The sequence below is a fragment of the Intestinimonas massiliensis (ex Afouda et al. 2020) genome (assembly GCF_900626285.1).
In the GTDB taxonomy this organism is placed as follows: domain Bacteria; phylum Bacillota; class Clostridia; order Oscillospirales; family Oscillospiraceae; genus Flavonifractor; species Flavonifractor massiliensis_A.
Map to the genome: position 1 here is coordinate 1937136 of NZ_LR131147.1, position 24815 is coordinate 1961950.

The 24815-nt window shown below is 57.6% G+C and carries 22 protein-coding genes and 1 tRNA gene; 11 read left to right on the forward strand and 12 right to left on the reverse strand.

Annotated features, from left to right (window positions below):
* The first annotated feature begins 246 nt into the window (after window positions 1-246).
* Window positions 247-1596, forward strand: coding sequence for a magnesium transporter (gene mgtE / locus E0E41_RS09740; protein ID WP_130869757.1), 1350 nt, complete (start codon window positions 247-249; stop codon window positions 1594-1596).
* A gap of 48 nt (window positions 1597-1644) precedes the next feature.
* Here mgtE and E0E41_RS09745 read toward each other — a convergent pair whose 3' ends face one another.
* Entirely contained in the window at window positions 1645-3084 is a 1440-nt protein-coding gene (locus tag E0E41_RS09745) for a 4Fe-4S dicluster domain-containing protein (RefSeq protein WP_130869758.1), read from the reverse strand.
* Window positions 3085-3294: 210 nt separating this feature from the next.
* On the opposite strand from E0E41_RS09745, the gene selA reads away from it, so the two are divergent.
* From selA to E0E41_RS09765, 4 genes are all read left to right on the forward strand, one after another.
* Window positions 3295-4644 carry an L-seryl-tRNA(Sec) selenium transferase gene (selA, locus tag E0E41_RS09750; RefSeq protein ID WP_130869759.1) on the forward strand — a complete coding sequence of 450 codons (1350 nt, stop codon included), beginning with the start codon at window positions 3295-3297 and terminating at the stop codon, window positions 4642-4644.
* Window positions 4641-6389 (forward strand): selenocysteine-specific translation elongation factor, encoded by a 1749-nt coding sequence (selB, locus tag E0E41_RS09755; RefSeq protein ID WP_130869760.1) that lies wholly within the window; start codon window positions 4641-4643, stop codon window positions 6387-6389. Before selA ends, selB begins: the two co-directional genes overlap by 4 nt.
* Before the next feature lie 13 nt (window positions 6390-6402).
* Window positions 6403-6498, forward strand: a tRNA-Sec gene (locus tag E0E41_RS09760).
* 33 nt (window positions 6499-6531) lie between these two features.
* Window positions 6532-6810: a GNAT family N-acetyltransferase gene (locus tag E0E41_RS09765; RefSeq protein ID WP_130869761.1), complete on the forward strand. Its 279-nt coding sequence runs from the start codon at window positions 6532-6534 to the stop codon at window positions 6808-6810.
* A 38-nt stretch (window positions 6811-6848) separates the two neighbouring features.
* Here the strand turns inward: E0E41_RS09765 and E0E41_RS09770 are convergent, their stop codons facing one another.
* The 8 genes from E0E41_RS09770 to E0E41_RS09805 all read right to left on the reverse strand — a co-directional run bounded on the left by E0E41_RS09770 (window position 6849) and on the right by E0E41_RS09805 (window position 17461).
* Window positions 6849-8219 carry a penicillin-binding transpeptidase domain-containing protein gene (locus tag E0E41_RS09770; protein ID WP_130869762.1) on the reverse strand — a complete coding sequence of 457 codons (1371 nt, stop codon included), beginning with the start codon at window positions 8217-8219 and terminating at the stop codon, window positions 6849-6851.
* On the reverse strand, window positions 8206-10005 hold the full coding sequence (locus E0E41_RS09775; protein ID WP_368019913.1) for an FtsW/RodA/SpoVE family cell cycle protein: 1800 nt from the start codon (window positions 10003-10005) through the stop codon (window positions 8206-8208). Before E0E41_RS09775 ends, E0E41_RS09770 begins: the two co-directional genes overlap by 14 nt.
* A 155-nt stretch (window positions 10006-10160) precedes the next feature.
* Window positions 10161-11570 carry a DUF4368 domain-containing protein gene (locus tag E0E41_RS09780; protein WP_242623751.1) on the reverse strand — a complete coding sequence of 470 codons (1410 nt, stop codon included), beginning with the start codon at window positions 11568-11570 and terminating at the stop codon, window positions 10161-10163.
* 77 nt (window positions 11571-11647) lie between these two features.
* The gene (locus E0E41_RS09785) at window positions 11648-12043 is read right to left on the reverse strand and encodes a recombinase family protein (RefSeq protein ID WP_130869763.1); all 396 of its coding nucleotides are present in this window, start codon (window positions 12041-12043) and stop codon (window positions 11648-11650) included.
* A complete protein-coding gene (locus E0E41_RS09790) occupies window positions 12040-13647 on the reverse strand; it encodes a recombinase family protein (protein ID WP_130869764.1) in 1608 nt (535 codons plus the stop codon). Before E0E41_RS09790 ends, E0E41_RS09785 begins: the two co-directional genes overlap by 4 nt.
* Window positions 13648-15354: a recombinase family protein gene (locus E0E41_RS09795; protein WP_130869765.1), complete on the reverse strand. Its 1707-nt coding sequence runs from the start codon at window positions 15352-15354 to the stop codon at window positions 13648-13650. It lies immediately after the preceding gene.
* A 15-nt stretch (window positions 15355-15369) separates the two neighbouring features.
* Window positions 15370-17004, reverse strand: a complete 1635-nt coding sequence (locus tag E0E41_RS09800; protein ID WP_007046157.1) for a recombinase family protein — start codon at window positions 17002-17004, stop codon at window positions 15370-15372.
* 214 nt (window positions 17005-17218) lie between these two features.
* The gene (locus E0E41_RS09805; protein ID WP_130869766.1) at window positions 17219-17461 is read right to left on the reverse strand and encodes a DUF6870 family protein; all 243 of its coding nucleotides are present in this window, start codon (window positions 17459-17461) and stop codon (window positions 17219-17221) included.
* 633 nt (window positions 17462-18094) lie between these two features.
* On the opposite strand from E0E41_RS09805, the gene E0E41_RS09810 reads away from it, so the two are divergent.
* Complete coding sequence (locus E0E41_RS09810) at window positions 18095-19303, forward strand: IS110 family transposase (RefSeq protein WP_130870823.1); 1209 nt, start codon at window positions 18095-18097, stop codon at window positions 19301-19303.
* 414 nt (window positions 19304-19717) lie between these two features.
* Here E0E41_RS09810 and E0E41_RS09815 read toward each other — a convergent pair whose 3' ends face one another.
* The 3 genes from E0E41_RS09815 to E0E41_RS09830 form a co-directional block, all read right to left on the reverse strand.
* Complete coding sequence (locus E0E41_RS09815; RefSeq protein ID WP_005934739.1) at window positions 19718-20200, reverse strand: hypothetical protein; 483 nt, start codon at window positions 20198-20200, stop codon at window positions 19718-19720.
* A gap of 450 nt (window positions 20201-20650) precedes the next feature.
* Window positions 20651-21379, reverse strand: a complete 729-nt coding sequence (locus E0E41_RS09825; protein WP_008816141.1) for an ImmA/IrrE family metallo-endopeptidase — start codon at window positions 21377-21379, stop codon at window positions 20651-20653.
* Window positions 21376-21702, reverse strand: a complete 327-nt coding sequence (locus E0E41_RS09830) for a hypothetical protein (RefSeq protein ID WP_005934743.1) — start codon at window positions 21700-21702, stop codon at window positions 21376-21378. The genes E0E41_RS09825 and E0E41_RS09830 overlap by 4 nt, the downstream gene beginning before the upstream one ends.
* A 191-nt stretch (window positions 21703-21893) precedes the next feature.
* On the opposite strand from E0E41_RS09830, the gene E0E41_RS09835 reads away from it, so the two are divergent.
* From E0E41_RS09835 to E0E41_RS09855, 5 genes are all read left to right on the forward strand, one after another.
* Window positions 21894-22334, forward strand: coding sequence for a helix-turn-helix domain-containing protein (locus tag E0E41_RS09835; RefSeq protein WP_438819454.1), 441 nt, complete (start codon window positions 21894-21896; stop codon window positions 22332-22334).
* A 140-nt stretch (window positions 22335-22474) separates the two neighbouring features.
* Window positions 22475-22939, forward strand: coding sequence for an ImmA/IrrE family metallo-endopeptidase (locus E0E41_RS09840; protein WP_223385148.1), 465 nt, complete (start codon window positions 22475-22477; stop codon window positions 22937-22939).
* 24 nt (window positions 22940-22963) lie between these two features.
* Window positions 22964-23788, forward strand: coding sequence for a hypothetical protein (locus E0E41_RS09845; RefSeq protein ID WP_007046151.1), 825 nt, complete (start codon window positions 22964-22966; stop codon window positions 23786-23788).
* A 33-nt stretch (window positions 23789-23821) separates the two neighbouring features.
* Window positions 23822-24127, forward strand: a complete 306-nt coding sequence (locus tag E0E41_RS09850) for a hypothetical protein (RefSeq protein ID WP_007046150.1) — start codon at window positions 23822-23824, stop codon at window positions 24125-24127.
* The gene (locus E0E41_RS09855) at window positions 24127-24813 is read left to right on the forward strand and encodes an AlkZ-related protein (RefSeq protein ID WP_007046149.1); all 687 of its coding nucleotides are present in this window, start codon (window positions 24127-24129) and stop codon (window positions 24811-24813) included. Before E0E41_RS09850 ends, E0E41_RS09855 begins: the two co-directional genes overlap by 1 nt.
* Window positions 24814-24815: the final 2 nt, after the last annotated feature.

The window sequence follows — 24815 nt, forward strand, 5'->3', positions numbered from 1 at the left end:
GGAAAATCAGGTGGACCAATGCGGACGAAGTACCAACGCGGGCTGTGAGCTCCCCTTGTGGGACCGATCCGGCGCCGCCTGGTTTTCCCTGTAATTTGGGGGACGCCGGGCGGGGCCCGGCTGTCTGTTCCCATATCGGTGCGCTCCGCCGCGGGGGGCGTCCGGGTCTTTGACCCGGATGCTCTGCCGCGGCGTACCTGTTTTGGTCACTTCCTCGCTGTATTTCAACGACAGGAGGAGCGAACCATGAAACAGAATCTGACTTTGGAGGCGCTGCGGGATCTGCTGGAGCGCCGGGATATGCACGCCCTGCGGGGGGTGCTGGCGGAGGAGCATCCCGCCGATCTGGCGGAGCTGCTGGAGGAACTGGACCGGCCGGAGATGCTGGCCGTCTTCCGGACGCTGCCCAAGGAGCTGGCGGCGGAGGTGTTTTCCGACCTGCCGCCGGAGGACCAGCAGGCCCTGATCCAGGCGGCCACCGACCAGGAGCTGTCAGCCATCGTGGAGGACCTGTGGGTGGACGACGCAGTGGATATGCTGGAGGAGCTGCCCGCCGGGGTGGTGAAGCGGGTGCTCCAGGCCGCCCGGCCGGACACCCGGCGGCTCATCAACCAGTTCCTCAACTATCCGGAGAACTCGGTGGGCAGCATCATGACCGCCGAATTCACCGACCTGAAAAAGAGCATGACGGTGGCTCAGGCCATCGCCCACATCCGCAAAACGGGAGCGGATTCGGAGAGCATCTACACCTGCTACGTCACCGACGCCGCCCGGCGGCTGGAAGGCGTGGTCACCATCCGGGAGCTTCTGCTGGCCGCCGACCAGGCCCTGGTGGCCGAGCTGATGGAGACCGACGTGATCACCGCCGAGACCGGCGAGGACCAGGAGGCGGCGGTGGCCCGGCTGATGAAGTACGACTTCCTCTCCCTGCCGGTGGTGGACCGGGAGGGCCGTCTGGTGGGCATCGTCACCGTGGACGACGGCATGGACGTGCTGGAGGAGGAAGCCACCGAGGACTTTGAGAAGATGGCGGCCATGGCCCCCTCGGAGAAGCCCTATCTCAAGACTGGGGTATTTACCCTGGCCCGACACCGCATCGTGTGGCTGCTGGTGCTGATGGTGTCCGGCATGATCACCGGCGGCATTCTGGGCCGGTACGAGGCGGCCTTCTCCACCATGCCTCTGCTGGTCACCTTTATCCCCATGCTCACCGACACCGGCGGCAACGCCGGCAGTCAGTCCAGCACCCTGGTGATCCGGGGCATGGCGGTGGGCGAGATCCGGCTGCGGGATTTCGGCAGGGTCTTCTGGAAGGAGCTGCGGGTGAGCCTGCTGGTAGGCGCCGCCCTCAGCGCGGTGAACTATGTCCGGCTCATGCTCACCTATCCGGGCCAGACCGCCACCGCCCTCACCGTAGCCGCCGCCCTGTTCGTCACGGTGCTGCTGGCCAAGACGGTGGGGGGCATTCTGCCCATGGCGGCCAAGTTCTGCAAGGCCGATCCGGCCATTATGGCCGCCCCCCTGATCACCACCATTGTGGACGCCATCTCCCTGGTAGTTTACTTCAATATCGCCAGCGCTCTGCTGCCCGTTTAAAAAAAAACGCCCCGCCGGTTTTTACCGGCGGGGCGCTCTGTTTGGATGTTACTCTTCCTCCACCGGGGAATCGCCCTCGGCGGCGGCCACCGCTTCCTCGATGGTGCGGCCCTCCGCCTGCTTGGCATGGCGGTCCACGTCGCCCTGGTTCTTGGGGGAGCGGATGAGCTGGGCCGGGCCCTGGACGCAGCCGCCCTCACAGGCCATACCCTCAATGAAGTTGAAGTCGCCGATGCCCTTGGCCACCTTCAGGAAGGCCAGCTTGCAGGCCTCCAGCCCGCTGCAGGGCATGGGCTTGACCTCAAACTTGCTGCCCCGCTCGGCCAGGGCCTCCTTCACGGCGGCGGTGACGCCGCCGCTGCGGGCAAAGGACCGGCCGAAGCCGCTGGCCTGGTCCAGGTCGGCAAAGTCCAGCTTGGACACGTCGATATCCCGGGATTCAAACATGGCGTACAGTTCCTCGAAGGTGAGGGCGCTGTCCACCGCCCGCATGGTCTTGCCCAGCTTGACCTCCTTCTTCTTGGCCACGCAGGGCCCGATGAAGATGACCTTGGCGGAGGGGTCCTTCTTCTTGATGTTCCGGGCGGCCATGATCATGGGCGAGGGGGTGGAGGAGATCAGGTGGGCCTGGTCGGGGAAGTTCTTCTCCACAAAGTCCACGAAGGCCGGGCAGCAGGAGGAGGCCAGCATGCCCTTCTCCTCCAGCTCCACCGCCTCATGCTTGGCGGTCATGTCGGCACCCAGGGCCACCTCCACCACGTCGTAGAAGCCCAGCATCTTCAGGCCGGTGACCACCTGGCCCAGGTCGGCGGGGGCAAACTGGCCGGCGATGGAGGGCGCCACGGCGGCGTACACGTGGAAGCCCCACTTGTCGGCGCCCTGGAGCATCTGGATGGCGTCCACGATGAAGGACTTGTCCATAATGGCGCCGAAGGGGCACTGGTAGACGCAGGCGCCGCAGGAGGTACACTTGTTGGGATCGATGAAGGCCTTCTTGTCCTCCCCCATGGAGATGGCGCCCGCCTTGCAGCTGCGCTCGCAGGGGCGGGTCTTTTTTTCAATGGCGCCGTAGGGGCAGGCGGCCACACACTTGCCGCAGGTGATACACTTCTTGTGGTCGATCTGGGCCTTCCGGTCCACCACGGTGATGGCGTCCTTGGGGCAGGCGTGGACGCAGCGGGTGGCGATACAGCCCCGGCAGGAGGGGCCCACGGAGATCTCGGTCACCGGGCACTCGTCGCAGGCGATGCTCAGCACCTCCACCAGGTTGGGGTTGGTCCGGTCGCCGCCCATGGCCACCTTCACCCGCTGGCTGATGATGGCCCGCTCCTTATAGATGCAGCAGCGCATCTTGGCCTCCGGTCCGGGAATAATCTGCTCAGGAATATCCAGGATCCCGCTCTGCAGGTCGTCCGCCCAGGCCAGCTTGGCCACCGAGCGGAGCACGTCGTTTTTCAGTTCCTGTACATGTGTCTCAAACACCCGCATGTCAGTCACTCCTTTTCTCAACGCCAAATCATATCGTCAATTATTTCACAATTTGATGATACCTGTTTTGGCTCTTATCTGTCAACTTCAATTATTCCTTTTCTTGGAGCAATTTGCAAGGGTTTTTCTGAAAACCATAAAGTTTATACGCTACCGTTTGCTGAAATATGGTATACTGCAAAAGAAACCACGGGAAATGAGGTGTGTGTCATGGCGGGAAAGGGGCTGTCCGGCCTGCCGAAAATGGATGTGCTGCTGGCCCGGGAGGAGCTGACGGGCTGCGGCCTGCCCTATGCGCTGGTGCGGCGGGCGGCCCGGCAGGCCCTGGAGGAGGCCCGGCAGGCCCTTCTGGCCGGCTCACTGGAAGCCGCCCCCACGGCGGAGCAGGCTGCCGCCCGCACCCTGGAGCTGGCCCGGGCCCTGGCCCGGCCCGGCCTCACCCGGGTGGTCAACGCCACCGGCGTGCCCCTCCACACCAACCTGGGCCGGGCACCCCTCTCTCCCCGGGCGGCGGAGGCCGTCCGGGCGGTGACGGCGGGCTACTGCAACCTGGAGTACGACCTGGACCGGGGGGCCCGGGGAGGACGCACCGGCCGGGTGGAGGGACTGCTGAAAGAGCTCACCGGGGCGGAGGGGGCCTACGTGGTCAACAACAACGCCGCGGCGGTGCTGCTGATGCTGTCCGTCCTCACCCCCGGGCTGGGGGTGGCCATCTCAAGGGGGGAGCTGGTGGAGATCGGCGGCTCCTTCCGGGTGCCCGACATCATGGCCCGCAGCGGGGCCAGGCTGGTGGAAGTGGGCACCACCAACAAGACCCGTCTGTCCGACTACGCCGCCGCCCTGGACTCCGGGGCGGCCCAGGCCCTGCTGAAGGTCCACCCCAGCAACTTCAAGGTGGTGGGCTTCACCCAGGCGGCGGAGCTGCCCGAGCTGGGAGCGCTGGCCAGGGAGAAACAGGCCCTCCTGCTGTGCGACCTGGGCAGCGGCGCCCTGGACGCCGGTCCCTTCTCCGGGGAGCCCACGGTGGAAGAGGCGGTGCGCCGGGCGGACGTGGTGTGCTTCTCCGGCGACAAACTGCTGGGCGGGCCCCAGGCGGGTATCCTGCTGGGCAAGGCGGACCTGATTGCCAGAATCAAGTCCGACCCTCTGGCCCGGGCCCTGCGGCTGGACAAGCTGTCCCTGGCCGCCCTGGAGGCCACACTGATGGACTGGCGGGACGGGATCCTGCCTCCGGCGGCGGCCATGCTGGGGGCGGACAGGGCGAGCCTGCGCAGAAGGGCGGAGGAGCTGGCGGTCCTGCTGGCCCCCCTGTGCCCCTGCGAGGTGATCGAGAGCCCCGGGGAAGCCGGGGGCGGCTCCATGCCCGGGGTATCCCTCCCCGGCTGGGCAGCGGCCCTCACCCCGGCGGAGGAGCTGGAGCGGTTTTTCCGGAGGTGGGAAGTCCCCGTCATCGGCCGCATCCACAAAGGAAAGCTGCTGCTGGACGTGCGCACCCTGCTGCCGGGGGATGAGGCGGTCATCGCCGCCGCCCTCGCCCGCTGGAAGGGGGAACAGCCATGATCCTGGGCACTGCGGGCCATGTGGACCACGGCAAGACCGCCCTCGTGAAGGCCCTCACCGGGGTGGACACCGACCGGCTGGCGGAGGAGCGCCGCCGGGGGCTGACCATCGAGCTGGGCTTCGCCCCCCTCACCCTGCCCAGCGGCCGGGAGGCGAGCATCGTGGACGTGCCCGGCCACGAGAAGTTCATCCCCACCATGCTGTCCGGCTGCGCCGGCATGGATCTGGTCCTCTTTGCCATTGCCGCCGACCAGGGACCCATGCCCCAGACCAGGGAGCACCTGGCCATCCTGTCCCTGCTGGGCCTCAAAGGGGGCGTGGTGGCCCTGACCCGGGCGGACCTGGGGGAAAAGCCGGGCGTGCGCCAGCAAATCGCTGCCCTGGTGAAAGGCACTTTTCTGGAAGGGGCCCCGGTAGTGGCGGTATCCGCCCTTACCGGCCAGGGCCTGACCGAGCTGCTGGCCGCCCTGGACGCCCAGGCCGACGCTTTGCCTCCCCCTGTGCTCACCGGCTCCCCGCGGCTCCACATCGACCGGGTATTTTCCATTGCGGGCAGCGGCACGGTGGTCACCGGCACCCTTACCGGCGGGGCCATCCGGCAGGGCATGGAGCTGCGGCTGTGGCCGGGGGATCTGACCGCCAAGGTCCGTGGCCTGGAGCGCCACGGGGTGAAGGGGGCGGAGCTGCCCCCCGGCGTCCGGGCGGCAGTCAATCTGGCGGGGGTCAAGGCGGAGGATGCGGCCCGGGGCATGACCCTGGCCCTTCCCGGCGCCCTGGAGGTCACGGATCAAATGGACGTGTCCCTCACCCTGCTGCCCGATTCCCCCTATCCCGTCAAAAACAACTCCCGCCTCCACCTCCACCACGGGGCCCGGGCGGTGGTCTGCCGGTGCGTGCTGCTGGGCCGGGATGTGCTCCAGCCCGGCGAGACCGGCTTTGCCCAGCTGCGGCTGGACCAGCCGCTGGCGGCGCTGGAGGGGGACCGGTTCGTGGTGCGGTTCTTCTCCCCTCTGGCCACCCTGGGGGGCGGCACCATTCTGGAGACCCATCCCCCCCGGCGGGGCCGGAAGGACCCCGACCGGCTGGAGGGGCTGGCCATCCGGGCCTCCGGCGACCCGCTGGCCATTGCCGCCCGGCGGCTGGAGGAGGCAGGAGATACCCCCATTCATCCCAGGGACCCGGCTCCCTATCGGGCCATGGGCGCAGCCGAGGGGAGTGGCTGGTTTTTATCCGCCGCCGCCTTGGCCGGGTATCGGGCCAGGGCGCTGGACCTGCAAGGGCAGGGGCTGGAGGCCGCCGCCATTCGGGACCGGCTGTTTCCCGGCCTGCCCAAAAGTGCGGCGGAGGGCTTTCTGGCCCAACTGCATCTGCCCGCCCCCGCCCGGCCCGCCGATCCTCTGGAAGGGGATCTGGAGGACTTTTACCGCCGGGCGGGCCTGTGTCCCCAGGAAGATAAGGCGGTGGAAACCGCCTTTCCCGGCAGGGGCCAGGCTTTGAAGCTGGCCCGCCGGGCCCTCACCGACCGGGGCGATCTGGCGGTGGTATGCAAGGGTTTCCGGGTCCACGCCGCCTGTCTGCGGTCGGGGCTGGACCAGCTGAAGGGGCAGTTCGGCACCGGGGTATTTACCCTGGCCCAGGCCAGGGATACACTGGGGGTGTCCCGGAAGTACGCCCTGATGCTGCTGGAGTACTGGGACAAGACCGGCGTGACAAAACAAATCGGGGAGGGCCGCAGATTTCTGTGACCTCCCTCCATATGGGGGCGGAAGGGTATCTGGTGAGCCCCGCGGTCTTCAAAACCGTTGGGGACGGCGTTCCCGTCCCGGTGTGTTCGATCCGCACCCGCCCTCGCCATAAGAATCAAAATTCAACAAAAGGAGGCATATCATGAACTTTCAGCAGACCGACGGCCGCATTTGGCTGGACAATGAGGAGGGCCGCCTGGTGGCGGAAATCACCTTCCCGGAGGTCCGTCCCGGCGTGGCGGACATCGACCACACCTTCGTGGACCCCTCTCGCCGGGGCCAGGGGGCGGCGGGCAAGCTGGTGCAGGCCGCCGCGGACCAGCTCCGGCAGCGGGGGATGAAGGCCCAGCTCACCTGCTCCTACGCCAAAAAGTGGTTCGGGGAGCACCCGGAGCAGTGCGATCTGCTGGCCGGAGAATGAAGAAGAAGGGAGCGCCCTCCGGGGCGCTCCCTTCTGTTTTAATATCCGTTGACCAGGGCGTCCAGCACCTTGGCGGCCACGGTGCCCGCCACGTCGGAGCCGGAGCCGCCGTTCTCCACCAGCACCACGAAGGCGTAGGGAGCGTCCTCGTTCCGCAGGAACCCGGCAAACCAGGCGTGGGGGGAGTTGCCGCCCCCCACCTCGGCGGTGCCGCTCTTGGCGCAGATGTCCATGTTGGGGAACCGGCCGGCGCCGTAGGTCTCGGTGACGTTGCTTGCCATCATGTCGGCAATGGTCTCCGCCGTGTCCGAATTGACCAGGGACTTGGTGTGCCCGGTGAGGGTGGGCAGGGAGGGCAGACCCAGCGGAGTCTCCGTCTTGAGCACCAGCTGAGGCACCGCCGTCTTGCCCCCCTGGGCGATGGCCCCCATGTACACCATAATGGCGCAGGGGTTGGCCAGGTCATTGTACTGGCCTACGCCCGCCCAGCCCAGCTGGCCGGTGGTACCGGAGAAGTCGAACTTTCCGGCGGCGGTATGCAGGCCGCTGACGCTGTAGGAGGAGGTGAGCCCCGCCTTTTCGGTGTACTGCTTCATGACCTCCGGGCCCAGTTCGGCGGCCAGCTGGGCAAACACCCCGTTGCAGGAGTTGGCCAGGGCGCCGTAGATGTCCATCTCCCCGTGGGCATGGGGGCAGGTGATGGCCTCGCCCCCCACGTCGGTGGAGCCGGTGCAGGTCCAGGTGCGGTCAAAGAGGTCGGGGATGTTCTCGATGGCGGCGGCCAGGGTCACCGTCTTGAACACCGAGCCCGGCGGAAAGGTGCCGGACAGAAAGCGGTTGAGGTACACGCCCTCATAGGCCGGATCGTTTTCCACGTCCTCCGGCGGGTCCAGGGGATCGTAGGTGGGAGAGGACATCATGCACAGCACCTCGCCCGTCTTGTAGTTGTACACCCCCACCGTCCCCTTCTTGCCTCCCAGGGCCTCATAGGCGATGTAGTTGAGCCGGGCGTCGATGGTGAGGTACAGGTCGTTGCCCGTCCCCAGAGGGGAGTAGGCCCCGGTAAACAGGTTGTAGCCGGACAGCTTGTCGGCAAAGGCCACCAGGGCCCCAGTGCCGATGCGGCCCTGGGCGTCCCCCACGGCGTGAAGGGTGGCCTTGCGGACGGTGGCGCCGTCATAGTACTTCCGGTTCCCGTCCTCATCCACCCAGGACAGCACGTCCCCGTCCCGGTCCAGCACCCGGCCCACCGCCAGCTGGCCCTGGCTGTTGTACAGGTGCCGGTTGGCGGAGAAGGAGGCCCACCGCCCGCCGTAGAGCACAAAGCGGAGGACGAAAAAGCCGGTGCCCGCCAGCAGGGCGATGGCCAGTAGCAGGCAGAGGAAGGTCCGTTTTTCAATCTTCTTCATCTGGAGCCTCCCATTCTTCCGTCTTTCTGGGGGCCAGCCGGGCGCCGCCCCGATCCTCCCTCCGGGAGGGCAGGCGGATGGCGAAGCTGGCGTTCTGACGGGTATCGGTGGCCTTCAGGTAGGCCAGCAGGCCCCAGGAGGCGATCATGGCGGTGCCGCCGTTGGACACAAAGGGGAAGGTGACGCCGGTGAGGGGCAGGATATCCACCGCGCCGAACACGTTGAGGCAGGTCTGGAACACCATCATGGAGGTGGCGGCGCAGGCGGCGATGATATAGAAGCTGGACCGGCCCGCCCGGCTGGCCCGGACGGCAAACACCGCCAGGGTGAGGACGGCCAGAACCGCCAGCACGGCGATGATGAGCCCCCACTCCTCGCACAGCATGCCGAACACCAGGTCGGTATCACCGGCGGCCACATTGTGGAGCCAGCCCTCGCCGGGGCCCACGCCCACCAGGCCGCCGGAGGCGGCGGCCGACATGGTGCGGGTCTGCTGGTAGCCGCTGCCCACCGAGGCGTTCTGCCAGGCGTGGCCCCAGGTGGCAAACCGGTTGAGGATATAGGGCTTCACCGACAGCATGGTGAGCACGGCGAACACACCGCCGCCGCAGATGAGGGCCAGGGTGGCCCAGTCGCCGGAGCGGAGGTAGGCGATGACCAGGAAGGTAATGAAGAAGATGGCCGCAGTGCCGAAGTCGCTCATATAGGCCAGACAGGCCAGGCACACGCCGGTGAGGACGATGAACAGCCCCAGGTTCCGCTTGCGGAACAGCCGGTCCAGGGTGGCCGAGCCGGCAAAGATATAGCAGATCTTGGCGATCTCCGAGGGCTGCACCGAGATGCCGCCGATGCTCAGCCAGTTGGCCGCGCCGTACTTGGCGGAGGTGAGCCCGGCGGCGTACAGCACCACCGTCAGGCTCAGCAGCACGATGGCCGCTCCCGCCATCAGCCAGCGGATCTTCTTGGCCCGGTCCAGATCCCGCAGGAAGATGCCCAGCACCAGGAAGAGGATCAGTCCCAGCACCACGCACAGGAATTGCTTGAACAGCGCTCCTGTGTTGGAGGAGCAGGTGATGGACAGGGACAGGGTGGACAGGAAAAAGGCGATGGTCTCCATCTCAAAGCCCACCCGGCCGGTGGCCCGGAGCACCAGGAAGTAGAGCCACATCACGCCCATGAGCAGCAGGAAGGTGAAGGGAATGATGGGGGTGGCCCCGTCCCCCTCGCTGATGGTGAGCTGGAGGGCGGCCAGCACCTGGAAGATGGTGAGGAACACCAGGCCCAGCCAGGGGGACACAGGCCGGGACCGGCGGCGGTTCTCCCGCCGCTTGGCCTTTTCCTCCGGGGACAGGGGGAGAAGCACCGTCTCCACGCCCCCCAGGGCCAGCACATCGCCGTAGCGCACCTCGGCCGCCCCGTCGATCTCCTTGCCGTTGACGGTAACGCCTCCCTTGGAATCCAGGTCATAGGCGGTCCAGGTGTCGTCCTCGTTGCGGATGAGGGCGGCGTGCTGCCGGGACACCACGGGGTAGTTCAGAATCACGTCGGAGTTGCCGCCCCGGCCCAGGATGTTCTCCCAGTGGGTCAGGGGCTCCTGGGCGCCGTTGGGCAGGGTGAGATAGGCCCACACCTCGGGCAGGCAGGGCACCGTCAGCAGGGAGCGGATGGTGCGGATGAGGATGAGCAGCGCCAATATGGGAAATACAAAGCGGACGATGGAAGTGAACCAGGCGCAGATCACCTGATGTTCCGCCATCCAGACGATGAGCGCGTCTATTCCGCTCACCTCCTTTCTGCTTGGTCGAAGAGCAGTATAGCACATTTCGGGCCAATAAAAAAGCGGGAGGCCGTCGGGTGCCCCCTGACAGGGGTAACTTTGCAGATGTCTGAACCCCCGGCAGATATTGCTACGGCAGTATCTGCCGGGGACTTCTTTTTGTCTCACGCACCCTTGGTGGTGGACTGAACTTCCGGCTGGGTGAGTTCCACACAGCCAATGTCGTTATAGTGAATTTCCACCGTCTGCTGAGCGTGCTTGCTCCACCTCACATCCTTTTCGTGTACCACGATCTTTCGGATGAACAGCCGAAGCAGCTCCGGTGTCAGCTCCTGGATGTCTGTGTACCGCTTTGCCAGAGAGATAAAGTGGTCTGTGCCGGACACCTGCTCCCGCAGCCTCTGGATGGCAGTTTCCTTTTCCGGGATGGCCCTGTTCAGCACTTCCATCTCCTGGGTGTAGCTGCTGGAGAGTGTCTGGAACTGTTCTGCTGTGATCCGCCCCAGGACGCTGTCCTCATAGAGCCGCTTGAAGATGCTGTCCAGCTCCCTGCTCCGCTTCTTCATAGCAGTCAGTTCCCGTTCCAACCCGCGCGCCTCTTTGCGGATCTCCGCGGACTGCCTGCTGCCGATGTACGCGGCAAACTCCTGGGTGTGCTCCCTGGCCATCGCTGTCACCCGCCGCAGATCCTCCAGGACCACGTCATCCAGTATGCACTCCCGGATATAGTGGGCGGTGCAGAGGGTGACGTCCTTCTTGTAGGTCCGGCAGGTGAAGTGGTTGTAGGACCGGCTCATGGTATGGGCGCGGTGGAGCACCATGGTACTCCCGCAGTCGGCGCACACCACCAGCCCGGAATACTTGTTCTGCTCGTCCATCTTGGTAGGCCGCCGTTTGTGCTGGCGTACCTGCTGGACGATATCCCAGACTTCCCGGCTCACCAGGGCGGGGTGGGTGTTTTCCAGCACCATGCACTCTTCCCTGGGATGTTCAATTTTCCGCTTGTCCTTGTAGGAACGAGTGCTGTACCGGAGGTTGATGGTGTTGCCAAGGTAGATCTCGTTCTCCAGCATGTTGGCAATCGTACTGTCAGACCACCCATAGGGATCATTCAAATTCAGACTGCTATGGGCAACGCCAAAGGTTTTGTAAGCGTAGGTCGTGGGGCATAGCACCTGTTCCCGCTTCAGCAGCCGGGCGATCTGGCTGGGTCCCTGCCCGGCGGCGCACAGGGCGAAGATGCGGCGCACCACGGCAGCGGCCTCCTCGTCCACCACCAGCTTCTTGCGGTCCTGCTCGTCTTTGCGGTAGCCGTAGGGCGCTCTGGTGCCCAGCCGCTCCCCGCGCTCTGCCTTGGCCCGCTGCACCGCCCGGATTTTCCGGCTGGTGTCCCGGATGAACCACTCGTTAAATAGGTTCTTGAAGGGCATCAGCTCCGTGCTCTCACTCCGGTCGGTGTCCACATTGTCGTTGATGGCGATGTAGCGGACGCCGAACATGGGGAAGCGTTCCTCGATGTACAGCCCCGTGTGGAGCTGGTTGCGTCCCAGCCGGGACAGGTCTTCTTGTGTCAAGTAGGGACTAAAAAAATTTTGAGAATTTACAAGCCGTTCATAGGTGGACAACCACCCGTGAACGGCTTGCGTTTTCTCTATGCTCTTTTGCCGTTCTTTGTGCGACGTTTCTTATACGCCGCCGCAAATGCCTCCATCATCGGAGTGACCGGAAGCTCGTTGTCAGGCTTGGACAGATACTCGAACCGTATGCCATTCTCTCTGAACTTTCGCTCAAATCTCATGAAAGAGGAAGTGTCCCGGCTGATCCGTGAGGTGTCACGGGTGAGAATCGTGCCGATGCCCTGACGCTTGGCTTCATTCAGCAGGAAGTTCATGATGCCTTCCGTATGGACGCCGGAGATGCCGTCTGCTGCCACCGCAGCAGCTACCTCATAGTCCTTATCCTTCGCATAGCGTTCCAGCTCTTCACGCTGGCTTGCTGCCGCAAGCTGATCCGCACAGGCAACGCGGATATAAAGAAATACTTTCATTTGGCTTCTCCTTCTGATGTAGTGAGGAAGTCCTTGAACTTCCAGACGATTTCTATGTTGTCGAGATCGTAAATGTAGACCGCAGAAATGAATGCGTGGGTCAGCTCATAGGTCAGAGCTTTGCAGTCGGCATACTGATCGCAGACAGCATCCAGCTTTTCGTCCGAACAAGAGGTCTCGGAGTCAAGCTCTTTCATCCGTTCGTGACTGTGCTGAATTGCTTCGTCGTTTTCAGCAATTTTCGCGTCCGTTGCCGCCTTTTGCTGAAGGTACGCTTTCTTCGTGATACCTCCGGCTGCGTATTTTTCGTAGAGCCTCAACTTGGACGCCTTGTGCTGCTCGTTCTGCTTTTGAAGAATCCGGATTTTCTCAGCACATTCCTTGATGGCAGATTTCCGTAGATCACCGACCTCTCGATTTTGGACTGCTTCCTTCTGTGCCAAAGCAAGAAACTGAGTAAGAGCATGGAAGACAACCTTCTCAATATCCATTTCCGGAAAGCTCCTGCCAACCGGACAGTCTGTGTTTCCGTTGTTGACCGAGTGAATGCACTGGAAGTATCGAATGCCAGCCTTGTTCTTTCGGCGTGTCATAGCACGTTTACAGTTACCGCAGCGGACGAGTCCCTTGAGCGGATAGTCATGCTGCTTGCGCGTGGGATTCCGTCCTCCGCCTCGAATGACCTTCTGAGCAAGCTCAAAGTCTTCCTTGCTGATAATCGCTTCATGCGTTCCTTCTACGATAATCGGCTCATTGACAACACGCTTTTTTGAGCCGACACCGCAGGACTTCATTTTGCGGCTGACCAGTGTTCCGGTGTAAACAAGGTTCTTGAGAATGTTATAGACCATCACGGTTTCCCAACTGATTTTCTCGCTCATGTTACTGAACTTCTTCTTGTCGGGATGCTTGTTCTTGAAGTATTGCCCCGGCGTCTGGATGCCGTCATCATTCAGGCTGCGGGCAATCTGAGAGGTGTTGCTGCCTTCCAGAGCCTCGCGGAAGATACGACGGATCACATCAGCCGCCTCCGGGTCTACGGCAAGTTTGTTCCGAATGGTGGGATGCAGGACGTAGCCGTATGGAGCGTAGCCACCGACATACTTGCCTTGCTTCATCATCTGGATTTTTGCCGATGTGGTCTTTACGGAGAGGTCTTTGCTGTATGCGGCGTAGATGATGCTGCGCATAACCACTTCCAGACCGCCCGTTGTGCCTTTGTAATCGTCGCTGTCATAGCCGTCGTTGATGGAAATAAAGCGGACGCCCATGAATGGAAAAGTGCATTCCAGATAGTTTCCCGTTTCAATGTAGTCACGAGAAAAGCGGGAAAAGTCTTTGACGCAGATCAGATCGATTTCGCCGCGCTTGACCTTCTCCATCATCTGCGTGAACTGAGGACGGTGAAAGTTCGTGCCGGTATAACCGTCATCCGCAAACTCAGACCGCTGACAGTGAGACAGCTCCGGATGATTGTCGAGAAAGCGATTGATGAGCATACGCTGGTTGCCGATGCTGTCACTTTCCGCCTTGCTGCCATAGCCGGTATCTTCATCAGCCATTGAGAGGCGGATGTAGATGCCGATGTTGTATTCCTTGCTCATTTACATCGCCTCCTGAACTTCCTTGACACTCTGTACGGTCAGAGCGTAAATATCGCCGTATTTCATGACCAACTCGATTGATCCGTCATCATGGACTTTCACAAGCTCTACGGACTCGTCAACCAAATCCTGAGAGAGCTTTTCTGCACCGCTGACGGATTTCATCAGCGTGAGCCACTTGTTGTCCTCGGACATTGCTTCGGCAAACTTCACCTTCCGCTGAACCGCTTCATCCAACCGCCGGGAAAGGTCGGCATACTGCTCATCGTAGGCTTTCTTGGCAAAGGCGTATTCCTCTTCATCGAGAATGCCTTCCGTGAAGTCCTCATAGAGACGGGTACGCTTCTTGGAAATACCGCTGAGTTTCAGATTCACGCTTGTAATGAGCGCGTTCTGCTGATCGCGGATGCTGCGTTCACCTTCGCTGTTTCTCAGCTTGGCAAGCAGCTTGTCGTAATTGAGAGCCGCCTTGACTTGAAGCTGGATCGCCGCAAGCACATCGGCTTCGAGTTTGTCTTGCCGCGTATAGTGTGGCGTACAGAGATTGCCGCGCTTGACGGATGAACTGCACTCATAGAAGGCGTACCATGCGCCGTCCTTACGCTTGTCAACGCGCTTGCGATGGAAATAGAGCTTCCTGCCGCAGTCTGCGCAGACGATTTTGTCTTCAAAGAGATTGATCAGTGTAGCACGGATTTTCTCCGTGCGCTCCATCTTCTCAATCCTTGTCCTTGCAGCAGCGTCGCGCAGCTCTTGTACCTTTTGGAAGTCCTCACGGGAAATAATCGCCTCGTGAGTATTGGGAAAAACAATCCATTCCTCGCGGTCGATATGCTGATTCTTGACGCCCTTGTAGATGGCGTTCAGCGTCCGTCCGAGAACGGTATCTCCGACGTAATGGGGATTATCCAGAATGGTAGTGAGTGAAGACTTGTTCCAAATCTTCTTTGCCGTAGCATTGCCTGTGCGGACGCCGACCTGATACTTCTGAAACTCCGGATTGGGCGCGTTCATTGCATCAAGCCGGTCTGCAATCGCAGGAAGGGACAATCCTTCAATTTTCCATTGGAAAATCTTCTGGACAATCGGTGCGGTTTCTTCATCGAAAACCATATTGCTGTGTTCTTCATCCCAGCGATAACCATACGGGAGATTGCGCTTCTTGAACTCTCCACTTTCCATCTGTGCTTTGAGCGCAGTAGAAACCTTGCGGGAGATGTCCTTCGAGTAAAGGGTGTTGATCATGTTTTGCAGAGGGATGATGAGGCTTTCGCCGGAGCCGTCCGTATCAAAGTTGTCGTAGTTCTCTTTGATAGCGATAAACCGAAGCCCGATCTGCGGAAAAACCCGTTCCAGATAGGTTCCAGCCTCGATGTAGTCACGCCCGAACCGGCTGAGATCACGAACTACAAGGCACTTGATCCTGCCGGTGCGGATGTCGTTCATCAGCCGGTTGAACTCCGGTCTATCAAAAACCGTTCCTGTTCGTCCGTTGTCCACATAGGTATCTATCAGATTCAGGTAGGGACGCTCTGCAATGTAGGACTTGCAAATCTCAATCTGATTTGCGATGACATCCACCTTTTCGGACTTGCCGCTGTTTTCAACGGAAAGACGGGCATAGATGGCTGTTGAGAAGACCTCGGAAGAAACAGGTTCGATAACCGGCTCTTCGACTGCAATTTGTTTTCTGCTTTTTCTTGCCATTTGCTCATCCCTCCTTTATACGGCAATATCCAGTTCGTCGGCATAGCCGAGAATGTATTCAAGCGTCTGCTGGTATTCGTCCCTATATTTGAAGACGATTTCGATTGCATGGTTTTCGTGAATCAGGATGCGGTCAACCAACGACATCAGCACACGGCGGTTCAGCTCTTCGACGTTTTCATACTGCTTGAAAAGCGTCACCCAGTTTCGTTCAGTCGTACCGGTTGTCACCGTCTGCTTCATTTCTTTTTTAACCCGCAGAAGCGCGTCCTGCTTGCCCTCAATGATTTTGGTGTAGCTGTTGCGGAACTCGAAGTATTCCGATTTATCAATGACGCCGCCGATGAAGTTTTCGTAAAGCCCCAGCTTGAGCTTTTGGTACCGTTCAATCTCTTCCTCGATTTTGGTGATCTGAGCTTCGTAATTGAAAGCCTTACGGCTCTGAGACGGAAGCCGTTCTATCATCGCAAGCGCGTGTTCCAGATTGATGACAAGCTCGATCTGATCATGGATGGCACGGAAGACCTTTTCCTCAACCTCTTTTGCGGCGATGCTGTGCGGGCTGCACGTCCGGCTGTGCTTATTGGTGGAGCAGACGTAGTAGATATACTTTTTCGTCTTCGACGGGACAGTCTTGCGGATCATTGGCTGCTGGCAGTCTCCGCAGAACAGGAAACCGGAAAACAGGTGTGCTTCATCCTGATCGGGTGAGCAGCGCATATCCCGCTGCATCATGACCTTGACTGCCATGAAGTCCTCGTAGGACACAAGAGCTTCATGCGCGTTTTCAACCTTGACCCACTCGGATTCATCCTTGCTTTTCACGACGCGGACTTTGTAGTTGGGAGTGCCTCGCTTGCCCTGAGCCAGAACGCCGATATAAACCTCGTTGGTGAGAATACGCTGGACGGCTTTGTATGTCCATTTTGCGGTATCGCCGGTTTTGAAGACGGTATCGAACTTTACGCCGACGGAATGCTTGTATTCCATTGGGGACAGGACGCCCATCTGGTTCAGACGCTTTGCAATACGTCCGATGGAGAAGCCGTCCTTGTACATGGAAAAGATCATCTGCACATATTCGCTGACCGCTTCATCCACGATGAGCTGATTTTTGTTCTCCGGCGATTTCATGTAGCCGTAAGGCGCGAACGAGCCGACGAACTCACCGCTCTTCTGCTTGACTTCCAGACTGCTTCGGATTTTCATGGAGATGTCCTTGCAGTAAGAATCGTTAATCAGGTTTTTGAACGGGATAACAAAGGAGTCGGACTGCGGATCACCGGTCAGACTGTCATACGCATCATTGATTGCAATGAAGCGAATGCCGAGCTGCGGGAAAATCTTTTCAATGTAGCGCCCGCCGTCGATGTAGTTTCTTGAGAAGCGGCTGAGATCCTTGACCACAATGCAGTCAAGCGCACCCTTGCGGATTGCCTCTTCCAGCTTTTTGAACTGAGGACGATTGAAGGAAACGCCGCTGTAACCGTCATCCACAAACGGCTCACAGACCAGCTCCAAATCCTCATGCCTTGCGATGTAGTCCTCGCAGATGGCTCTCTGGCTGGCGATGGAGTTGCTTTCTACTTTGTCTCCATCCTCACGGGACAGACGGCAGTAGATCGCCGTGCGGTAAACCTTGTCTGGCATAAAAATAACCTCCGTTTTTCTGTTTGGTGTGGTACATCAAATCAGAAAGACGAAGGCTTGCTTCAACTCTTATGAAGAGGAACACGAAAACGCCACATGACCATCAAGGCAAGCGGCTTAATCCGTATTCTTCTTTTTTTGACCGATTAAATTATACCACAGGCTCAATCGCTTGTCCATAGAACCGGGCGAAAAGATTCAGACTGTTCATAAATCAAAGACCTCTCAGATAGTGTTCCAGACAATCTTCTATTGTCGTATCCGTCTCGGTGAAGCTGATCTTCACCACAGTTTTTCCGTCCAGATAACAATAGGGATTTCTGATCTGCTTAATGAACTCCCTCAGCCTGTCCTCTCGCGGTGCCGCAGGATCAAGCCGGATGCTGCTTCTCTGAACGAGTGTGCTTCGGTCAACCGTTTTCGGGCTGACATTTTTCATTGCTTCAATGCCCATCATATTCTAAGCACCTCCTGTTTCGTGAAAATATTCAGGACAAAAGGATATGGCAGAGCATCTTGTGAAGATACCCTGCCACATAGTTTTCATCCTGAAACTATATAGTAAGTTTCTTTTGGGTTTGTTTCATTGTCCGGCATATTTGCAGCACGCGCCCCTGCCAGAAGAACTTTGCAGTTCCGGGAATGCTGCGGACTACCAATGGTCAATCGGTATCATGGGACTCTCACCCCTCCGAGGAACGCTCCGAGCCGCCCATTCAAAGAAAAGACGGAAGTATCATTATACCCGGCATCTGCATCGTCGCAAGCAGCCGCACCACACGACTGTTATAGCTCTCCGGAGGTCGCTCACTCCCTATTACAATAAATTTGGACAGGAAAGCCGGGCAGCCAGTCCGGCTTTCCCTCCATCTCGTGCCTAAGCTACAATAAGAGGAGCAACTGGCTGACCACTCACTCCTTGGGCTTGTAAGTCCGTACGAAAGACTGTCAGCCATCCTCTTGTTGTAGCGTTCGATTTCAGCAGGTTGAGCCACCGGATGCCGGGGAGTTCGCGTCACCCAATAGATTGAATCGGCAACGAGAAAAGATGGATTCCGGTTGCAGATTCTTTAGTATTGGAGGAATGTGGATGAACAGCGTTGGCATCGATGTTTCCAAAGGGAAAAGCATGATCGCCGTCATGCGCCCCTTCGGTGAGGTGGTGGTTTCACCCTTTGAAGTGCGACACACCGCCAATGAACTGAACGAACTGGCAGGGCTGCTCAAAAGTTTGGACGGTGAGACCCGTGTGGTGATGGAATCCACGGGTAATTACCACGCGCCGGTGGCCTGGCTGCTCCACGACGCGGGACTTTATGTCTCCGTAGTCAATGCAATGCTGGTGCATGACTATGGGAACAACAGTTTAAGACGAGGCAAGACTGACAAGAAGGACGCCGTGAAACTGGCCAACTACGGCCTTGACCACTGGCTCACACTACCGAAATATGTCCCGGAGGAGGACACCCGGCTCATGCTGAAGACCTGCTACCGGCAGTACCAGCAGTATTCCAAAGTACGGACCATGCTGAAGAACAACCTAATCTCCCTGCTGGACACCGCTTTCCCTGATGCAAACCGCCTGTTTACCAGTCCACCCCGCGCCGATGGCAGCGAGAAGTGGGTGGATTTTGTAGCCGCTTTTTGGCATTGTGAGTGTGTCTGTGGTTTGTCTAAAAAGGCCTTTACCACCCAATACCAGAAGTGGTGCAGAAAGCACGGCTACAATTTTAGCGAGGATAAGGCACTGGACATATACGCCTCTGCATGTGGACACTTCGGTGTCATGCCGAAAACGGATACGGCAAAACTTTTGGTAGAACAGGCTGTTTCCCAACTCCGGGCAACTTCCGCCGCGTTAGCTGCTCTCAAGCAGGAGATGCAGTCCCTGGCCGTTTCTCTACCGGAGTATCCTGTGGAGATGGAGATGTTTGGTGTTGGCCCAACCCTCGGCCCCCAACTCATAGCTGAAATTGGCGATGTACGCCGTTTTCATTCCAAGAAAGCGCTGGTGGCCTTTGCAGGCATTGACGCCCCACCTTACCAATCTGGACAAGTGGATGTCCGTAGCCGTAACATTTCCAAGAGAGGATCTGCCTCACTGCGAAGGACGCTCTTTCTGGTGATGGGGGTCCTCCTGCAATGCGCTCCAATGGATGAGCCGGTCTACCAGTTCATGAACAAGAAACGCTCTGAAGGTAAGCCCTACCGTGTCTACATGATGGCCTCCGCCAACAAGTTCCTGCGCATCTACTACGCTTCTGTGAAAGCCTACCTGGATTCTCTGGAGCATGGCTGATTTCCCAGCTCTATACTGTCTGGCTGACCGCCATTTTTTGAAATGCACAGCGGTTTAATTTGGTGCACCCTTTTCCTTTGCTCGTTTCCTTTGAAAGTTTTACTTGACTTTTGTTAGCAGGTCTNGGAGCATGGATGATTTCCCAGCTCTATACTGTCTGGCTGACCGCCATTTTTTGAAATGCACAGCGGTTTAATTTGGTGCACCCTTTTCCTTTGCTCGTTTCCTTTGAAAGTTTTACTTGACTTTTGTTAGCAGGTCTTTCGGGAGGTCTTGGCGTCGGAAGCTGTGTTGCTTCGCAGAAGCGGAAAGATCCGCAGCACTGAACTATTCAGTTTTCAAGGAGCAGTGAAGTGGTCTGATTGACCCTTTCACTTTACAACGGACATCTTTTTGCCGTTTGTTGAGTACCGCTCAAAAAATTCTTTGAAATTTTTTCTGCACCGCTGCTTTGAGGTCAAATGCAGCTCTGATGCCGATGCCTTTCCTTCGGGCAAACTCTCGAAGAGTCAGTCCTTCACGGGTCATCGCAAGATACAATTCGCGCTGCTTCTCGGTCAGAATGGAAAGAAGCTCCTTCTCTTTGAGGGCGGTGATCAGTTCCTCCATGCAGTCGCGGGAGTCTGCCAGCCATGCAGCGGACTTCACATCGTCCTCCGGCATAGCGTCAAGGGACAGCACGGTATCAGAAATTTTCTCTGCGCCGTCCTCATCCTCAGAGGTGTTGTCAGAGCCATACGAGCGTCTGATCCGCTTTTCCTCCGCGCGAAGGATTCTCATAACCTTGCGGTCAACCTCGGAAACTTCGCCGGTTCGTTTCACGCGAACCATGCACTTGCCGTCCTCCGTAGTCCAGAGGTCGTAATCGAACGCGATAGGGGTTTTAGGGATTTTCATTGTTCATCCTTTCCGCTGCGCGGGAGCAGCGGGAAGGGTGAAGACAGAAAAAGAGCCGCATGACGGTGAGGTTTGAATCCCATGCCGATAAAACAGAGTAATTACACTCTGTCTCATGCGGCATTAGGATGACTTCACCTATCAGGCGGCTCCACAGCTCAGCTATGACATATATTTTATTTTAGAACAGAGGCTTGTCCTCTGGTTCTTACTTGGTACGCGGTCGCAGTCTTCTCATATTCAGCACATCAAAGACTGTGATCCGCCCGCATTTCTTGCACTTTGATTCTACATGACCTCTCGTGTCTTCGTAGACAGCAATGGCATTATGCTGACAATAGGGACATTTCAGGTATCGGGGCTTCTGCTGGGAAATGGCAACTCTTGCCCTGCGGATTTTTTCGATCAGCTCCGGCGTCGGTTCCTGAACCCGAATGGATGCTCTCTTCATTACCACACCTCCAATGGGTCAACATACTCACTGAATGGACGATCTACCATGTAGCCGAGCTGACGAAGGCGGATAGACGCCGTTGTCTTGGAGACACCGAACAACCGGCAGAAAAGGCGCAGCGTTAAGTGATCACCATACGAATACCTCCCCTCGTAATTGATCAGCGGCGTTTCTGCAAACCGACGCATTGCCAGGTCAACCTCTTTTTGAGGAAGCAGGATCGCCGCGCCCAAGACATTTGCTTGCCACTCGTTCCAGTCCTCGCGGGTTTTCAGCTCTCGCGGCGTATAGGCTGTCCGTGCGGAATATTTCATTTCGCAGGACGCCTTTACCTCTTCCGATTCCAGTTGGAAGAGAATCTGATGGGCGCACTCGTGGGCAAGGGTAAATCTGCGCTTGGCGCAGAGCCGCTGCACGTTTCCGGATCGAATGAAGCTCTCGTCCAAGATGACCTGATTACGCTTCAAAGCCAGTGTGCGCGTAATACCAAGTTCCGTGATCTTGTACTCAGTGTCGGCATAGGCAGTGACACCGCAGATGCTTCCGTCCGGCGAGAGACGGGCGAATGATACGCGAAGACCGAGATAGTTCTTTGCAAACTGATCAATGGGTGTTGGCAAAGCTGATCGGTCGGGCTTGTCAGCCTCATCCCCGAAAAAGAACCGGTTGAAGTCCTTCGTTGTTGAGGCTGCAATTTCTTCAAGTTGGCGCTGGGATAAAATCATGAGCAGTTGTCCTCCTTTGCTTCGACGAACCACTTGTCTCCTTCGTGGAAAAGAAATGACTCCTTTCCGCGAATCTGAACTGTGTAACGGATGCCTCCGCCCCCAACCTTTTTGGATGTGGCGCGGCATTTGTATAGAATCTGGTCGATTTGAAAGATTACACCGTTGTCCCACCAGATAAGGCGAGGAAGGATTGCCCCCTCCTTGTCCACATCCAGCGTAACCGGGACGTATGCTTTTCTGTACTGTGTAGCCATTTCCGTTTTTCTCACTCCTGTTCCCTCATACCGGTGTATGCCGGTACGGATGATCTTCGGCAGCATAAATGCCTGTCCATTTGAACTGCTCAAAAGATGTAACTTTTTCGTGTACAACTACTCATGCCCCTTGACAGGATGAGCAATTCAAGATATACTATGAGTAGTTGGATTGCTCAGTCATTATTATACGCACTTCAAGTGCCTTTGTCAATAGACTTGCGCAATTTGATGTCGCAAACTTTTTGTGAACAGGAGTGATTACCAAAATGACATTTGGAGAGAAATTCAAGGCTGAACGGGAGAAGCGGAAGCTGACCCAGCAGGAAGTAGCCGATGCACTGGGGATCAACAGACGTATGATTACCCGGTACGAGAACGGCATTTCCTTTCCCCGTACCAAGGACGCTTACAAAAAAATCGCGGAATACTTCAAGGTGGATGTGAACTATCTGCTGACCGAGGACGAAGAGTTTGTGGTTCAGGCATCCGAGCAGTACGGCTCCCGTGGCATGAAACAGGCAAAGGACCTAATTGAAGGGATGTCCGGCTTGTTTGCGGGCGGTACGCTGTCTGAGCAGGACAAGGATGCGGTGATGAAGGCGTTGCAGGATATATATTGGGAATCCAAAGCCCGGAATGTTGAGAAATACACGCCGAAGAAATACAAGAAGACCGGTACGGACGCAGAGGAATAACTGTCTGCGTCTCGGTTTCTTGACGGATTTACTTTGACTGTTTTCAACATGAAAGGGGTGAAGGTCCCGTGATAATTCGCTCCGAGGAAATATACAAAAAGGCGAACAGTATTGTCAAAAGCTGTGGAACAAGAGATACCTTGAAGATTGCCCGTGAGCTGGGCATTCATCTCCATTTTCTTGACAATCTGAACGATCTGCTCGGAATGTACACCTACCGCCATAAAGAGCGGCATATTCTTCTGAACTCCAACATGGAGTATCTGATCATGCAAATGGTTTGCGGTCACGAGATCGGGCATGATACCTTTCACCGTGATCTTGCCAAAGGAAACGAACCGCTCCCGGAGTTCGTGCTGTTCGATATGCGCACAAAACACGAATATGAGGCGAATGCGTTTGCCTCACACCTGATCATTGACGATGATGAGCTGATTGACCTGATGAAGCAGGACTACGATGTGGTGCAGCTCTCGGCTGCAATGGGAACAAACATCAACCTGATGCTGATCAAGCTCAACGAACTGAACCGCATGGGCTGGCAGCTCAACTTGCCTTATGTACCGCACTCTGACTTCCTGAAAAATGTCAGACCGGAGGGGTGAATGAGGATGAAGGATAGTAATTAGATGAACAACGACGACTATAAAGAAGCCCTTTTCTATGCCGCTTCCATCTTTAACGAACGCTTGGGGGCAGAGTTCAGTGAGGACAACCTTGTACTGCGCTGCTTTCAGACGGAAAACCAGCAGGAAGTCTTTGAGCAGTTCTGCAAGCAGTATTTCCCTGACCGGCTGGAAGACCGCTATACAGAGGACGGCTATTTTGACTTTCACGCCTCTGCCTTCATCGGCAAAGAAGACGGCGTTGACGGAATCCTGCTGCGGACAGACATAGCGCGTCATCCGGCAGTGTTAAAACACATTCTTCTGCATGAGCTGGCGCATATCTTCTGCATCCGCAACGAGCTTGACGGAGATAACTTCTATGAGCAATACTGTATGGACGATACCATCAGCCGCGAAGAGGACGGAACCATTAACGCCGGTTATGCGGTCTGGCGGGAACTGATTGCGGAGCTGATTGCATTTGAACTGGATGACAACTGTGATATGGTTCCGCTCCGACGCAAGAAAGACCTACTCAGCTATTACGAAGGAGAACTCCTGACCGGCAACGGGAAAATGGGCATCAGCATGATTCTCTGCGAGGCGATGACCAGTGCTGAGGGCGAAGCGTCCATGACATGGGACGCTGCCAAAAGCAAGTTTGCACGGTTCAAGCCCTTTGATGATCCACTGTACAGGGACTTGCTGGAACTGGTCTTCACACACATTAGAGAATGCTTTATCGAGATTGACCGCGACTTTATTTATGAAATTGGAGTTTTGTATCTAAGCATTGCCGCACAAGCGATGATTGCGTCCCTAAAGAACAGATTTCAGGAAGAATAGACAGACCGATAGAGAGAAAGGACGGGCAATGATATGAAATATAAGCTGTTTCGCTCCCCCGGTGATCTGGACAAGGCGGTCCGGAAGCACGAACTGGTTGCCGTGGAGACCGGCAAAAGCATTGATGATGTGGCAGACGCGCTTATCCGTGATGTTCGGGATGATCTTGCGGAAATGCCGGAGTATGCGCACTGTGAAACCGCTGCGTATGCACCGGAACCAATTCAGGAGCATCGCCGCGTAAGACGTTATCAGTATGAGATGATGGGTGTTGTTTACCCGCAGTATGCGGAGAAGAACATCCTGATTGATTATGGCGTGATTGAAGAGGCAGAGTAATGTCAGAGCGAGATGTCGGACAACTGCATAGTGCCGATGACTTGATTGCCGCTGTTGAGCAATACGGCTTTCTGCCCTTCTTTCGGAATGAGATTCACGGCTTCTCCATCGAGGAACTTTGTCCACCTGAGTTATGGTTTGCGGATGATGTAGATGGTCCGTGGGAATGGAAAGGTCCGGCTGCGCGGAGCGGCAAATGTCTCTACGGCAAACTTTTCAACAAGAAAGCTGGATTTGTGAGTCGGGAGTGGATTCCGGACTTTGCGAACTTCCGGCGTGACGGCTATGACTTTGACGCCCGTTGGGATGACGGCTTGGCGTCCTACAAGGACAAGGAGCTTTATGAAGCCATAGACGGTGAAGGCGGGATGCTTTCCAAACGGCTGAAAGAGGCTCTGAACTACCGCAAGGGCGGCAACACCGGTTTTGAGACGTGCATCACGCGGCTGCAAATGCAGAGCTATGTCTGCATCGCGGATTTCGTCTATATGCAGGACAGATACGGAAGACCTTATGGCTGGGGTGTCGCAGAGTATGCGACGCCGGAAGAACTTTTCGGGTACGACCTTATCACATCTGCCTATCAGCGAGACCCGCAGGAATCCAAAGAACGCATTCTAAAACATCTGCAATCACGTCTGCCTAACGCGACCGAAATGCAGCTTGAGAAAATCATAAAGGGGTAACG